13 protein-coding genes and 1 pseudogene are annotated in these 14851 nt (G+C 46.6%); 7 read left to right on the top strand and 7 right to left on the bottom strand.

Features of this window, described 5'->3' with window-relative positions; genetic code table 11:
* The first annotated feature begins 23 nt into the window (after positions 1-23).
* Together NCCP2331_RS11300 and NCCP2331_RS11295 are read left to right on the top strand one after the other, a co-directional pair.
* Positions 24-770 (top strand): 2-phosphosulfolactate phosphatase, encoded by a 747-nt coding sequence (locus NCCP2331_RS11300; protein ID WP_251670752.1) that lies wholly within the window; start codon positions 24-26, stop codon positions 768-770.
* Between the two features lie 12 nt (positions 771-782).
* Positions 783-2432 (top strand): long-chain-fatty-acid--CoA ligase, encoded by a 1650-nt coding sequence (locus NCCP2331_RS11295; protein ID WP_251670750.1) that lies wholly within the window; start codon positions 783-785, stop codon positions 2430-2432.
* A 57-nt stretch (positions 2433-2489) separates the two neighbouring features.
* On the opposite strand, the gene NCCP2331_RS11290 is transcribed toward NCCP2331_RS11295, so the two are convergent.
* A complete protein-coding gene (locus NCCP2331_RS11290; RefSeq protein WP_251670748.1) occupies positions 2490-4175 on the bottom strand; it encodes a methyl-accepting chemotaxis protein in 1686 nt (561 codons plus the stop codon).
* A 290-nt stretch (positions 4176-4465) separates the two neighbouring features.
* On the opposite strand from NCCP2331_RS11290, the gene NCCP2331_RS11285 reads away from it, so the two are divergent.
* Both NCCP2331_RS11285 and NCCP2331_RS11280 read left to right on the top strand, forming a co-directional pair.
* Complete coding sequence (locus tag NCCP2331_RS11285) at positions 4466-4906, top strand: SRPBCC family protein (protein WP_153721977.1); 441 nt, start codon at positions 4466-4468, stop codon at positions 4904-4906.
* Between the two features lie 342 nt (positions 4907-5248).
* A pseudogene (locus NCCP2331_RS11280) lies at positions 5249-5455 on the top strand (2Fe-2S iron-sulfur cluster-binding protein); the annotation flags it as partial.
* Positions 5456-5543: 88 nt separating this feature from the next.
* Here the strand turns inward: NCCP2331_RS11280 and NCCP2331_RS11275 are convergent.
* The 5 genes from NCCP2331_RS11275 to NCCP2331_RS11255 are packed head-to-tail and all read right to left on the bottom strand — an operon-like array spanning position 5544 to position 10507.
* Entirely contained in the window at positions 5544-6299 is a 756-nt protein-coding gene (locus tag NCCP2331_RS11275) for a glycerophosphodiester phosphodiesterase (RefSeq protein WP_153721979.1), read from the bottom strand.
* 25 nt (positions 6300-6324) lie between these two features.
* Positions 6325-7662 carry an ABC transporter substrate-binding protein gene (locus tag NCCP2331_RS11270; RefSeq protein ID WP_153721980.1) on the bottom strand — a complete coding sequence of 446 codons (1338 nt, stop codon included), beginning with the start codon at positions 7660-7662 and terminating at the stop codon, positions 6325-6327.
* A gap of 21 nt (positions 7663-7683) precedes the next feature.
* Positions 7684-8496, bottom strand: a complete 813-nt coding sequence (locus NCCP2331_RS11265; RefSeq protein ID WP_153721981.1) for a carbohydrate ABC transporter permease — start codon at positions 8494-8496, stop codon at positions 7684-7686.
* Positions 8493-9410, bottom strand: a complete 918-nt coding sequence (locus NCCP2331_RS11260; protein WP_153721982.1) for a carbohydrate ABC transporter permease — start codon at positions 9408-9410, stop codon at positions 8493-8495. The genes NCCP2331_RS11265 and NCCP2331_RS11260 overlap by 4 nt, the downstream gene beginning before the upstream one ends.
* Positions 9407-10507 (bottom strand): ABC transporter ATP-binding protein, encoded by a 1101-nt coding sequence (locus tag NCCP2331_RS11255; RefSeq protein ID WP_251670746.1) that lies wholly within the window; start codon positions 10505-10507, stop codon positions 9407-9409. The genes NCCP2331_RS11260 and NCCP2331_RS11255 overlap by 4 nt, the downstream gene beginning before the upstream one ends.
* 299 nt (positions 10508-10806) lie before the next feature.
* Between NCCP2331_RS11255 and NCCP2331_RS11250 the strand changes: the two genes are divergently transcribed.
* Genes NCCP2331_RS11250 through NCCP2331_RS11240 form a run of 3 tightly spaced genes read left to right on the top strand, consistent with a single transcriptional unit; the run spans position 10807 to position 14361 of the window.
* A complete protein-coding gene (locus NCCP2331_RS11250) occupies positions 10807-11184 on the top strand; it encodes a MerR family transcriptional regulator (RefSeq protein WP_228551061.1) in 378 nt (125 codons plus the stop codon).
* Between the two features lie 4 nt (positions 11185-11188).
* On the top strand, positions 11189-12694 hold the full coding sequence (locus tag NCCP2331_RS11245; protein WP_251670744.1) for a class I adenylate-forming enzyme family protein: 1506 nt from the start codon (positions 11189-11191) through the stop codon (positions 12692-12694).
* Positions 12691-14361, top strand: a complete 1671-nt coding sequence (locus tag NCCP2331_RS11240) for an acyl-CoA dehydrogenase family protein (RefSeq protein ID WP_251670742.1) — start codon at positions 12691-12693, stop codon at positions 14359-14361. The genes NCCP2331_RS11245 and NCCP2331_RS11240 overlap by 4 nt, the downstream gene beginning before the upstream one ends.
* Before the next feature lie 58 nt (positions 14362-14419).
* Here NCCP2331_RS11240 and NCCP2331_RS11235 read toward each other — a convergent pair whose 3' ends face one another.
* Positions 14420-14704, bottom strand: coding sequence for a hypothetical protein (locus NCCP2331_RS11235; protein WP_153721986.1), 285 nt, complete (start codon positions 14702-14704; stop codon positions 14420-14422).
* Positions 14705-14851 lie beyond the last annotated feature (147 nt).

Raw genomic sequence — 14851 nt, 5'->3', positions numbered from 1 at the left:
CCAGGAAGTAGAGGGGTGTCAGGATGAAAATTCACTTGCTTTTCAAGAAAGAAGAGCTGGATGAGACGAAGCTCGATGATTCCAAAACCGTCGTGATCTTTGATATTTTATTGGCCACTTCCACGATTTCCGCCTGTCTTTCTTTCGGAGCGCGTGCAGTGATTCCGACGGCGAATGAAGACGAAGCACGCGAGGCAGCGAAGAGCTGGCCGGCAGAAGAAATTTGTGTGGCAGGTGAATGGAACGGTCTGCCGATTGATGACTTTTCCTATCCGCTTCCTCTTTCACTTAAACAGGAAGTTGCGAATAAAACACTGATACTCTCGACGACAAACGGCACCGTGGCGATTCGTAAAGCCGCGGCAGCCCGTAAAGTTTGGATTGCTTCATTGCTAAACGGTCCCGCAGTTGCCGGGAAAGTGCATGCAGAATATGAAGATGAGACGATTTTGCTCGTCTGTGCCGGGTCGGCGAATCAATTCTGTCTGGAAGATTTTTATGGCGCCGGCTATTTCCTTTCCGAGCTGATCCGGCAGGCGGGGAAGGTTCAATTAACGGACAGTGCACTCAGCGCCAAGCTGTTCTACGAGAGTCAGGCAGACCGCAGCGAAATTTTATTGGCGGGCACAAAAGTGGGCGGTTCTCTGCTGGAGTTTGGCCTTGGTGAAGATCTTTATTTCGTCAGTCAGAAAAATCAGCTGGAAACAGCCCCGTATCTGTCGGGAAATCAAATCATCTGCGATAGAAATGTAAGCGTATACAACACGTGAGGAGTGAATCGAATGAAACATACGGCACATTTTGAATTTTGGCCGCCGCGGATTGCAAAAACGCTGAAGGTGCCTGAAACAACAATCTATGATAATTTAGCGATTACTGTGAAGAAATATCCGAATAAAACGGCGTATGAATTTTACGGTGGATCGGCAACGTACGCTGAATTGCTGAATGAAACGGAAAAAATGGCAGGCTATCTCGAGCAGGAAGGCCGGGTGGAAAAAGGGGATCGTGTATTGCTGCTCATGCAGAACTCTCCGCAATTCCTCGTCAGTTTATTTGCCATCTTACGGGTCCGTGCGGTTGCTGTTGCGATCAATCCAATGAGCACAATGGATGATCTGCAATTTTTTCTGGAAGACGGCGATATTAAAATGGCATTTACCGGGCAGGAATTGTATCCAAAACTGGAGCCGCTGATCGGCACGACGACATTGGAAACAGTGATTGCCGCAGCCTATTCCGATTGCATTGATGAAGGAAAAGCGCTGGGTGCGATACCTGAAGAAGTGAAGGCTCTGGCGCAAGTACTGCCGAAGACGGTTTCCTGGTCAAAAGCATTGAATGCGAATAAAACTCCATCCGTCTACACAGGGGAAAGTGATGATATGGCAATGATTCCCTATACATCCGGGACAACCGGCGCGCCGAAGGGATGCATCCATACAAACCGGACCATTCAGGCAAATACGACAGGCTCATACCACTGGATGTCAATGAGCCCGGATACTGTGACGCTGACAAGTCTGCCGTTATTTCATGTGACGGGACTGACGCACAGCGCGCTGAATCCGGTTTTGGCCGGCAGTACGATGATTATCCTGACGAGATGGGACCGCGACTACGCAATTAAAGCGATCGAGCATTTTAGAGTCAGTCACTGGATCAATATCAGCACGATGCTGATTGATTTTCTGGCCAATCCGAAGCTCGCGGATTACGACATTTCTTCTCTTGTAGTCGTCGGCGGCGGAGGAGCTACACTTCCTGTTGCTGTCGGTGAGAAGCTGCGTCAGTGGACAGGACTTGATTATGTGGAAGGATACGGCTTATCTGAGACGATGTCACATACCCACTTTAATCCGCCGAACCGTCCGAAACTGCAGTGTCTGGGCATTCCGGCGTTTAACGTCGATGCACGCATTATTGATCCGGCGACCGGCGAGGAACTAGGTGCGGATGAAGAAGGAGAGCTGGTCGTCGACGCGCCACAGATGTTCAAAGAGTATTATAATCAGGAAGAAGAGACGAAAGCGAGCAAGATTAGGATTGACGGCAAGGAGTTTTTTCGCACAGGCGATATCGTACGTATGGATAATGAAGGCTACTTCTTTATCGTGGACCGCGTGAAGCGGATGATCAATGCCGCGGGCTATAAAGTGTGGCCGACGGAAGTGGAGTCGATTCTCTATAAGCATCCGGCAATTCAGCAGGCGTGTGTTGTCCGGCATCCTGATGAAGTGCGCGGGGAGACAGTGAAGGCGCTCATTATTCTGAATGACGACTATAAAGGAAAAGTAACCGGCGATGAGATTATCGAATGGTCGAAGGATCAGATGGCGAGTTATAAGTATCCGAGGATTGTAGAGTTTCGCGACAGTTTCCCTGTCACGAGCAGCGGCAAGATTTTGTGGCGGCAGCTGCAGGATGGCTAAATATTTGAGAAATAAAAAAAGAGGATGCGGGCAATATCCCGAATCCTCTTTTTGCTGTTATATCTTAAATTCCTGAATAACTTGCTGCAGCTCAATTGCCTGATCGCTTAGATTACGAGCGACTGTATCGATTTCTTCGATCGTGGCCATTTGTTCTTGCACAGCACCGGAGTTCTGCTCGGTTTGGGCAGAGGCCTCGTCCGCTTGGGAAGCAATCTCCTGAACGGAAGCAGACACTTCTTCTGCACTTGCGGAAATTTGCTCCGTAGCGGCAGAAATATCTTCAATCTGACCGCCCATTGCCTGTATAGCTGTAACAATTGCCGAGAACGCTTTGCCGGCGTCATCAATGACATGCACGCCCTGCTCGGCATTTTTCAAGCTGTCTGCTACAGAAGCTTCGACGTTCTTCGTATCCGACTGAATATCCGCAGTCAATTTGACGATCTGGCTGGCGGAGTTTTTGGATTGCTCTGCGAGATTTCGCACTTCATTCGCAACAACAGCGAAGCCTTTACCTTGCTCGCCGGCTCTTGCTGCTTCGATGGCAGCGTTGAGTGCGAGGAGATTCGTCTGCTCGGTAATATCTGTGATAACTTTTGTGATGTTCTCAATTTCGATAGTTTGCTTGCTGAGACGCTGTATCAATTCGCTTGTCAGATGAGAGGAATCGTAAATGATGCCCATCTGATCTTTTGCAAGCTGTACGGACTGTTCGCTGTCGCCGGCCAGTTTTGCTGTTTCATCTGCGCTTGTGTTCAGACGCAATGCAGATTCTGCGATACGCTGCACACCGATTGCTGTTTCTTCCATTGCCAATGAACTTTCTTTGGCAGATGCAGCAGATGTTTGAGCGCCGGATGAAATCAGATCCATATTGCGGCTCACTTCCTGCGATGCTTTCGTAACTTCCTGCGTACTTGCAGATAATTCTTCTGCGGAGGCAGTGACGTGCAAGGTATTGTCATTGATTGTGCTAATAACATTCCGCAGATTATGCTTCATCGTATTGAAGGAATTCGCCAGGTCGCGAAGTTCGTCTTTCGCTTTTACGTGGACATCTTCCTGTGTTAAATCACCGCTTGCTAGGACTGCGGAAGCAGCGGACAGACGATTGATCGGTCTTGAGATTGTCCGATGAATGAAAAAGGCAATTAAGATTGCGAGAATTGTATCGGAAATCGTAGAAGTCGTAAGGGCACGTTTTGATTTGGCGGCGCCTGCCTGTGCTTCGGAACGTTTTTTGTCGAGTTCTTCGTTCTGATAAGCAGCCATTTCTTCAGCAGCGGCTTCAATACCCATGCTTGCCTGGCTGCCTTCTTCCACCATGATCTTTTCAGCTAAATCATAATTTTTTGCTTGGACGGCAGCAACGATTTTATTGGCGCTTGCATCGAAAATCGCAATGTTATCGTTTGCCTGCTGAACAAGTCCTTTCATTTGTTCTGACTGTACGACATCAGCTAAATGGCTGACTTCATCTTTCAGTGTCTGCTGGTGTTCCCGCAGCAGCTCCAGCGCAATATCCGAACGCTCGCTCATATAAGCACGGATATAAAGTCCTTGCATGGCCATTTCCTTCAAAATATTATTTGCTGTATCTGCACGGTCAACTTGTGTGTCCAGCATGCCTTCATAGTCCTCTGTAACCTTCGCCAGCTGTGAAATACTGAAGAAAGCAAACATCAGCAGGACAGCGAGCATAACACCAAACCCTCCGAAAATCTTTTTTCCAATGGTCATAAGATAACCCCTTTCGTGACTAAAAACCTATTTCAAACTCTCTTTACTGAAACTTGATAATAATTTTCTCGAAACTTATCAAAAAAATCTTTTGCTCATACTAAAGTATGACACAATATACCTGTATATCGGTAGTATTTTTGAAAAATTAATAAATTAGTCACATAAAATAATATGCGCATTTTAAATTAAATAGGCCGGCAGTGTTTTATTCAGAATAGTTTGTTCGTGTTCTGTTTCTATGGTACTATAATGAATAGATTACTGATAATAGAAACGGAGGAATTATGATGCCGAACGGTACGCAGGAAATACATATTTCAAAGCGGAAAGAAGAGGTCTGGAAATTTTTGCAGGATATTAATAACTGGGCGCCTCTCATCACGGGATACATTGAACATGAAGTCATCAGCGAAGAGCAGTTTACTTGGAAGTTTCGTGCTGATTTAGGAATGCTGCAGAAGAATATCGTATTGCAGGTAGATATAACAGAGAGAACAGAACCTTCCAAGATTACGTTTAATTTAGAAGGACTGAATGAAAGTTTAGACGGCAATGGATTTTTTGAAATGCATGAGGCAGCTGATCAGACAACCGATCTGACGGGCTATCTCGATATTAAAGGGAAGGGCATGATGGGTTCCATGATCAACACGATGATGAAAAACTATGTGCCGCAGACAGTTGAGGAATTGACGAAGAAAGTTGGAGAGCAATCTGAATATTACTAGAGATTGTTTGAGTAACTGATTAATAATTTGTAGGTAAAATTATTAATCAGTTTATTAAATCGTGTAATTGGGCCCGTATTTACTATAAAGTCGTAGATTGGCGCTTCAAATTGAGGAGCTTTCTGCGGGCGGTCTCAGCTGTTTCCCTCGCTTCGTTCGGTTCAGGTTTTTCGGCTCATGCTGTTCTCGCAGGAGAAGGTCTTATTCCGCTCCAATTCTACCGATAACCCTTAGTAAATTAATGATTCTTTTAATCAGCGTCATCGGGATGGTCAAAAAGAACAAAACCCGTTATTTCGTAGATCATTTTGGGATGGATATAGTTTCTAGTGCGGGTACTGTCTTCCAGGCATGCTGTTTTCATCAATCGATTTAATAGAGAATAACGCAGAACCGAATGAACATGAAATTCGTCAAGCGCTTAACGGGAATCTATGCAGATGTACGGGATATCAGAAAACGGTCAAAGCAGTGGCAGCCGTCGCAAAAGAAATGTCTGGCGCACCTGTAGAGAAACTACTCAATAAAGAATTGGTTAAAGAGAGCTGACTGTGTAACAGTGGCAAAAGAAAAGCCTATGAGTCGAGTAGTACAAAAAGCCTTCTGACCCGAGTCAGAAGGCTTCTCTACTTATACATCACCGAATCAGAGACCGAGCACCTGTATTATAGGAATAACTAAAACTCCCCGGCTCATCCGTCATAACAGTATCAATTCCGACTTCCATCAAGCCTTCCAGTTCTTCCATACGATTGACGGTATAGACACGCAGCGGGAAACCTGCTTTTTTTGCTTCATCCGCATAGGAGGACAGTGCGTATACCGGTTGGCAGTGAATAGCGTTGGCGCCTATTTCATTTGCGATCCATACAGCATTATCAGGTTTGCCCGCTATTAAGTAACCTGTTTCAATTGTCGGATGCAGCATGCGTACACGCTGCAGACTGAGGGCATTGAAAGAGGAAAGGATGATCCGTTCTTCTAAATGGTAAGCTTCTATAAGAGCCAGCACTTTTTCTTCCAGTCCTTTGTAATGGATTACGTTATTTTTCAATTCGATGTTGACCTGAAGGCTGTTGCCGTCTTTCTTCATCCATTGAAACACTTCTTCCAAAGTAGGAATCGATTCATGTTGAAAGGAAGGGGAGAACCAGCTCCCTGCATCCAGTTTCTTGATTTGCTGTAAAGTGAGATCTTGGACATAACCTGTTCCGTCGGTAGTGCGCTGCAGTGTTTCATCATGGATGATGACCACTTGGCCGTCTTTTGTCAATTGGACATCCAATTCAATGCCTGCCGCTCCGACTTTCCGCGCTTCCTCGAATGCAGGCAGTGTATTTTCAGGGAATTGCCCGCTGGCTCCCCGATGTGCAAAGATCATTGGCTGTTTCATTTCTTTTACTTCCTTTCCTGAACGGCTATTTTTTCCGATTGGCCATTTTAAGTGCCTCATTCGTTTCTTCAGCAGCTTGGTTCAATGCTTCGATTGGATCGGTCCCCTGGTACAGGCTTTCCATCGCGTTGACCACTTTTTGACGTGCTTCCGGGAATACCGAAATCAATGCTCCTTGCGTGGCAAGAGAAGTTTTCGTGTCACCTAACTGATCGACCGTGACTTTTAATTGAGGGTATTTTTCCCACTCGGATTGTACGATCTGTTGCTCATAAGCCTCAGTATTAATTGCAAAATAGCCGGTATTTACATGCCATTTCGCCTGTATTTCGGGTGAAGTCAAATACTTCATGAACTCCCATGCCGCCTGCTGCTGTGACTCTTCGATCCCGTTCGCCATCCACAAAGATGCGCCGCCGATGATTACGCCTTCCCGATCGGCAGCTTCCGGCACCGGCAAGTAGCCCGCACCCACTTCAAATGAAGATTGCTCCACGATATCCCGGACTCCTGCGGATGAATCTAAATACATGGCGATTTTCCCTGACTGAAATGCGGCCCGGATATCATCCCAATTTTGTCCCGTATTATAGAACGTCCCGTCTTCGTACATGTCGCTGATTAATTGGAAGACTTTTTGTCCTTCTTCACCGTTGAATACTGCTTCAGTTGCATCGCCTTTACGCCCGTTGTCTTCATTGACGAATAAACCACCTTGTGCAGCGATCAACTCTTCTATGAACCAGCCATAGTTTAATATGGAAAATCCATACTGTTCTCCGGTTGTCAGTGCTTTTGCCGCTTCTTCCAGCTCTTCATACGTAGTTGGCGGATTTTCGGGATCTAGTCCCGCTTCCTTGAAAGCATCTTTGTTATACATGAGGATTGGGGTGGAAGAGTTGAAAGGCATCGAATACTGTTCGCCGTCCACCGCATAATAATTCGTGATATTTTGCTCCCATTTACTCGTATCGTAGTTTTCTGCATCAATGAATTTCTGGACCGGCTCTATTTTTCCTGAATCCATCATATATTTCGTACCGACTTCAAACACCTGCATGATGGTCGGGGCATCTTTCGTTCCGGCTACTGTATTGAATTTGGTGATGGATTCTTCATAGGTACCCTGAAATACAGCCTTCACATTAATATCATCCTGCTGTTCATTGAAATCAGCGACAAGCTGGTCGACGACTTCTTCCAGCTTACCGCTCATCGCATGCCAGAATACGACTTCTGTTTTCTCTTTTGGTTGATCCGCCTGCACGGCACCTCCGTTAGTTGGCTCTTCTTCTCCAGTGCAGGCAGCCAATAATAAAGCCATCAATGTCAGCAGCGTAACAAGAATATTGGATTTTTTCATTTGTCAATTCCCCCGGTTCGATTATTTAATAGCGCCTCGTGTAAGGCCTTCCTGCAATCGTTTCTGTCCCAGAAATAATAGGATGAGTGTTGGTAAAATAACGAGCACAGCTCCAGCCATCACAACGCCCCATTCTGTGGAAACTTCCTGGGACTGCATTTGCTTCAGGCCGATTTGTACAGTACGCATCTGTTCATCATTCGTTACCAGCAATGGCCATAAATACATATTCCAAGCAGTAAGAAAACTGTAAATTGCCAGTGTCACTAATGTCGTCTTGGAAACAGGCAAGACCACTTTCCATAAAAACTGAAATCTGCTGACGCCTGCCACTTGGGTTGCTTCGTACATTTCATGCGGTATCGTCTTGAATTGCTGACGAAGCAAAAATGTTCCGAATGCCATGGCGAAGAACGGAACGGACAGGCCGAAATACGTATCGGTCAGGCCGAGGGAACGTATCGTCTGAAAGTTCGGCACCATGGTGGCTTCCCAGGGGATCATCATGGTGGAAATGAAAATCAGGAAGAGTATATTACGTCCTTTGAAAGGAATGAACGTAAACGAAAAGGCGGCGAGACAGCAAAATATGACTTGTCCGGCCATGATCAGTGATGCGACGACGAAACTATTGAATAAATACCGCAGCAGCGGCACTTTTTGCATAGCCGCACTGTAGTTGGTGAAGGAAAAATCACTCGGTATAATGCGGCCCTTCAGCACTTCTCCACCTTGCATGAAGCTGATCAAAAAAGCATACAGAATAGGGAAGAACATCAGAAACGCTGAAACGGTCAACAGTGTATACAAAATGACTTTCTTTTTCATCGTCATTGGTAATGCACCTTCTTTTCGCCCCATTTGAATTGTAAAATCGTGACGGCTAAAATAAAGGTGAATAAAATCACTGCCTGCGCACTGGCCGAGCCGATATTGAAATTGACGAATGCGTCTTTAAAAATGGAATAGACAATGACGTTCGTTGATTCCATCGGTCCGCCTTTTGTTAAAATATCAATTTGTCCGAATGTCTGGAAAGAATTGATCAATGAGACGGTAACGATGAATAATAACGTCGGCGACAACAATGGCAGGGTGATCTTACGCAAGGAATAAAAATCACCGACACCTGCAATCTTTCCGCTTTCATACAAACTAGAATCGATATTGTGCAAGCCGCCAAGCAAAATCAGGAAGCTGAATCCCGTATTCATCCATATAGTCGGAAGTGCCACAGACAAGAGGGCGGTATCCGGGTTGAGCAGCCATTGCATTTCTGTCATTCCAAATGTTTTGATGATCGTATTGGCGATTCCTATCGTCGGGTTATAGATGAATAACCAGATAACGGAGGAAGCGGCGACGCTCATTCCCATCGTGGAAGAAAAAATGGTGCGGAAAAATCCGATGCCCTTCAACTTTTGATTCGCCAGCAATGCCAGGCCGAGTGCCAATAACACACCAGCGGGCACAGTATATAGGACGAATAAAACAGTCGCTTTCAAACTGGATAGAAAAGAAGTCGACTGAAATAATTGAATGTAATGCTCCAGACCGACAAAAGTTTGGGTATTGCCCTGTGCATCTGTCAAAAATAAGCTTAAATAAATCGTTTTGAACATCGGATAAAACAAGAACACTGCGAAAAGTAAAATGGACGGCAGCAAATAGAGCAGCCCTTCTAATAAGGTGGAAAAACGTCTTTTACTTTTTGGTCTGACGCGGATCTGGTCTTTCACCGCAATCATAATGCGGCCTCCATATACATTTCGTCCGCCGGCAGCACTCTTTTGTCGATACGACGGCCGGTGCCGGGTTGGAAGAAATGAATATGCTCTTCGTCTACTTTCAGTGGAATCTCCTCGCCTTCCTGAAAATCCCATTGTCCCGGCCACTTTGCGATCCACAGCTCTCCGTTCATCCGGAACATCAGCAATGTTTCTGTCCCAAGGATTTCAATATGCTCGACGGCAGCAGTGAATGTAGGCGGCTCCTCTGCTGCATATGTAAGATGTTCCGGGCGTACACCTGCGCATACATCACCTTCTTCCCAGCCCGAAGCAGCCACTTGCCACCCGTCGGTCAGTTGTATATGCTGGCCGTTCAGTGTGGCCTTCGTCATATTCATAGGAGGCGAGCCAATGAATGTCGCGACGAATTGATTTTGTGGATAGTTGTACACATCGAGCGGCCGGCCGATTTGCTGGATGCTTCCTTCGTTCAGCACCATGATCCGATCCGCCATCGTCATCGCTTCCACCTGATCATGTGTCACGTAAATCATCGACATCCCCAGCCGTCGCTGAATTTGACGAACTTCTGCGCGCATTTTCGACCGAAGTTTCGCATCTAAGTTGGATAGAGGTTCATCCATCAGACAAATCGGAGCTTCAGAAGCAATTGCACGTCCCAATGCAACACGCTGCCTTTGACCGCCGGACAGCTCACGCGGTTTGCGATCCAGCAACTGTTCTAAACCTAATAATCGAGCCGCTTCCAAACAGCGCTGTTTCTGCTGTTGTTTTGAAATCTTCTTGACATGCAGACCGAACACGATATTTTCGGCGACGGTCATATGAGGAAAGAGTGCATAGTTTTGAAAGACCATTGAAATTTGCCGTTCATTCGGCCGGCTATTGACCACATCCTCGCCGTTCATGTAAAGTGTGCCGGCTGATACATTTTCTAAACCGGCAATGATCCGCAGAAGAGTACTTTTGCCGCACCCTGACGGACCAACGATGGCGAAAAACTCACCCTCCTGTACTTCAAAACTAACGTCTTCAAGTACCATGGCTTCTCCATGATAGGCTTTGTTTATGTTCCTGACGTCGATTGCCTTCATTTATATCAACCTCCTATGGATATGATATTGATCATACTAGGTTCATATTGAGAGGCTATAAATTGGCTGTGAGGATATTGTAAAGAAACGGTAAATATAAAAAAATATACTGACCAAGAATGTTACTCGTTTGTCTTGGACAGGAGATTATCAATACAGTAGTTGTTTGAATTTACATAGTTTGAAGTTTAAGAGGAATTTTTCAAACTGGCAGCAGAAAGGAAATCTAAATTACCGGCTTGACCTTTACGTTAACGTCAATGCTATCATTATGGAAAGAGAAGAAAGGAGAATGCGAGGTGAAAACGATTCGGGAGACTGCGGAATTGTTCGAAGTGTCAACTAGGACAATCCGCTATTATGAGGAAATTGGTTTGTTATCACCTGTCCGTACAGAAGGCAATCAAAGACTTTACACTTCATCTGAATTGGCCAAATTAAAACTGATTGTACGCGGCAAGAAATATGGGTTTTCATTGGATGAGATTAAAGAAATGATTCTGCTGTTCGATAAGGATCGCACGGGGCGAAAACAGCTTGAGCGAACGATTGAATACGGCGAACGGCGGATTGAAGAAATCGATCTGAAAATTAGTGAGCTGCAGCAAATGAAGTCTGAAATGCGGCAGCTGCAAAGGATGTTCCAGCAAAAGCTTGAGAATTCGAAGGGGGAATGAATAGATGAACAGTTCAAAGTTATTGTCTCGTAATGCCAGGAAGTATCCAAACACTGAAGCAGTGATCAGTATGGGAAAACGGACTACGTATAAAGAGCTGGATCAGCAGGTGAATCAATTTGGCAATGCGCTTCGAAGCCAAGGTGTCAAAGCGGGAGCAAAAGTCGCGTTATTCTTACCGAATGTTGACGAGTTTGTCATCTCCTATTTTGCTGCGCAGCGAATTGGTGCGATTGTTGTACCGATCAATGTGAAGCTGACTGCAAAAGAGCTGGAATTTATTTTGGAGCATACGGACGCTGAGGTGCTGATCGCGCATGAATTGGTGTTCGAAGCGGCTCAAAAAATGAAAGCGCCTTCATTAAAAATTAAGACGGGGCAAGTGGCTGACGGCTGGCTGGATTTCCATGAATTATTGAAGCAGGGCGACAAGACGCCGATAGTTTGTGAGTTGAAAGAAGATGATGAATCTACTATTTTATATACGTCCGGGACGACAGGGAGCCCTAAAGGAGTGCTCTTCAGCTATCGTAATATCCTGACAGTCGCTTCCATGATTTCTGTGGAAATGGAGATGAAGCCGGAAAGCCGCATTTTGCTGATGATGCCGCTCAGCCATTCGGCGCCGCTTCATTTGTTTCTGATGGCGGGGGTGTATGTGGGCGCGACGCTGGTGCTGACACCAACTTTTACGCCGGATTTGTTCATCGATACAGTCGAGAAGGAGAAGACGACACATTTCTTCGGCGCGCCGGTTGCCTATCTGCTGTCTGCAGGAAATCCGAGACTGCAGGAAGCAGATCTATCCTCGATGAAATGGTGGGTTTATGGTGGAGCGCCGTTGTCTGCTGATGAGGTGAAGAAGGTGAAAGCTGCGTTCCGTACGGATCATTTGGTTTGTGTGTATGGACTAACGGAAGCAGGTCCGAGCGGTTCGCTGTTGATGGCAGATGAGCATGAGACGAAAGCGGGAAGTATCGGAAGGCGTGCACCTCTGCACACGGAACTTCGTATTGTTGATGAAACGGGACAAGACGCTGCAGCGGGAGAAGTTGGGGAGATCGTGTTGCTGGGTGAAGGAAATATGCTAGGCTACTATAAAAATGAAGAAGCGACGAAAGAAGCTTATTACGGCGGCTGGCTGCGTACCGGCGATCTGGCACTGGAAGATGAAGACGGGTTTTATTGGATTGTCGGCCGCAAGAAAGATGTGATTGTATCCGGAGGCGTCAATATTTATCCACAGGAAATCGAAGAGTTGATTGTGCAGTTCCCGGGCGTGACGGAAGTTGCCGTCGTCGGTGTGCCGCATACCGAATGGGGAGAGACGGTGAAGGCGGTCTTTGCGGCTTCGGGTGAAATCGATGCAGGTAATCTGCAGGCTTATCTGAAGGAGAATTTGGCTTCATTCAAAATACCGCGCATTTATGAGCAAGTGGAAGCACTGCCGCGAAATGCTTCGGGGAAAATTCTCAAACAGCCATTGCGGGAAGGAGAATTTGCACGATGAAAGTGTTACAGAATACTGATCATTATGAAACGGGAAACTTTTTCAGGGGCGCCGAAACGCTGGAATTGATTTTGCGGGAGCGGCTGCAAGGGCCGTTTCTTGATTATGCATTACGGGAACTTGACGAGTTTGGAAGGGCTTGCGCCAATGAAATTGACGAGCGTGCAGCGTATACCGACCGGGAAGGTGAGCCGCGTTTGCTTCGCTATAATAAATTCGGTGAAGAGGTTTCTGAAGTATGGGTCAATGAAGGCTATAAGAAAACCGTACAGGAAACGTACGATACAGGAATTGTCGGCTATGTCCATAAAGAGATTCCAGGCCTCGGCCATAAGGGGAATTACACATATAGCTTTGCACAGGGGTATCTCCTGTCGCATGCGGAACCGGGTTTTTACTGTCCGGTCACGCTGACGATGGCGACAGCGTATTTGCTGGATCATTTTGCTGATGATGAAGTGAAAGAGCGCTTCCTGCCGCATGTCTGCGCGACGGGTGATATGCCTTTATTCGAAGGGGCGACGTTTTTGACAGAGCGCCAGGGCGGATCAGATGTCGGCGCAAATATTGTGCGCGCGGTGGAAGAAGACGGCGGATATCGTCTGTACGGAGAAAAATATTTTGCTTCGAATGCGGGGATGGCGGGCGTGGCAATGGTGCTGGCGAGGATGGAAGGTGCCCCGGAAGGATCGAGGGGTCTGACGTTGTTCGCGGTTCCGTGGCGCAATGAAGACGGGGAGCTGAACCATCTTCGTGTACGCCGTCTGAAAGATAAGCTTGGCGTGCGCGCAGTGCCTTCGGGCGAGGTGGAGTTTGAGGGAGCTGTCGCGTACGTCGTGGGAGATCCGGCAAGAGGGCTTGCTTATATGCTCGAAGCACTGAATCTGTCGCGTATTTGCAATGCCGTCGCTTCACTGGGCATCATGCGCAGAGCTTTACTTGAGTCCAATGCATATGCCAGCCGCAGAAACGCATTCGGACGGCGATTGACGGATTATCCGATGGTGCGCGATTCGCTTGGCAGGCTCCGTGCGAAACTGCATGCAGAAACGGTAACGGTATTTGATTTTATTAAGCTGTATGAGAATGTCACGAATGGCAAGGCGAGTGAGCGCGAACAGGTGCTGAACCGGCTTTTCATTGCGCTGATTAAGAAAGAAACGGCTGAGCAGTCGATTCATTTTTCGCATGAAGCGATTGAGATGCATGGAGGCAATGGTTATATCGAAGACTTTGTGACACCGCGTCTGTTGCGGGATGCACAGGTATTGACGGTATGGGAAGGCACGGCGAATATTCTGGCGCTGGAGCTGATTCGTTTAGTTTCGAAATATAACGTGCATGAATTATTTATTGAAGAAATGAAATCCCGTATTACGACGCTTGCCGACAATGAATGGAAGCAGGTGCTGGCGGCAGAGCTCGCTGATCAGCAAGAAGGACTCACGGCATTTGCAGGTTATGATCAGGCACTGCAGACGTTCGAAGCGAAAAATTGGATGAAACGGATGTCTGATCTGTATGAAAGTGTTGTGACGCTGGAGTGGGCGGATAAATACGGCGGGAAGTATGAAAAGCTGGCGGAAATATTTATGGAAAATACATGGAACTTGCGGAAGTCTGGCGGACCGATGAAAACGGTGGAGTATTTTGATGAAATGATGTGAAAAAAGACAGCAGGGCAGTCTGATGCTCTGCTGTCTTTTCCTGTATTCATCACGAGGGTCAGGTCCGATATTTCATCGTACAAATTTCGGACAACGGGATTTCATTAACAGTGGTATCTCCGGCGGGCTGGAAATGAACGGTTCGTGTGCTGCGGTTGAAATCTAAATAATAGCCGGTTCGTTTCGTATCTTTTGAATCAATCAGTGTGAGTATTACAGGCGTGCCCATCAGGAAATCGGTGATGATATGGACCAAATGCCGTTCTTCGTAACATTTCTTTTCTGGCCGGGAAACAGAGGGAGAGTCACAGCCGCTGCAAGGTCTGAATTTTCTGGATGCCATAAAAGTATGCACCTCCTTCATTTCTAGCTTATGTTGATATTTGAAGGAGAGCTGTGCCGTTTTGGCAGGGAAATTGCGTGCTATGAGCATTTGCGGAGGCTTCATGATCACTTGGCAGGGGAATATGATCACGTGCGGGGGCGCTAT

It is taken from the genome of Sporosarcina sp. NCCP-2331, from assembly GCF_023707945.1.
GTDB classification, from domain to species: Bacteria; Bacillota; Bacilli; order Bacillales_A; family Planococcaceae; genus Sporosarcina; species Sporosarcina cascadiensis.
This window is presented reverse-complemented; position numbering and strand designations above follow the sequence as displayed.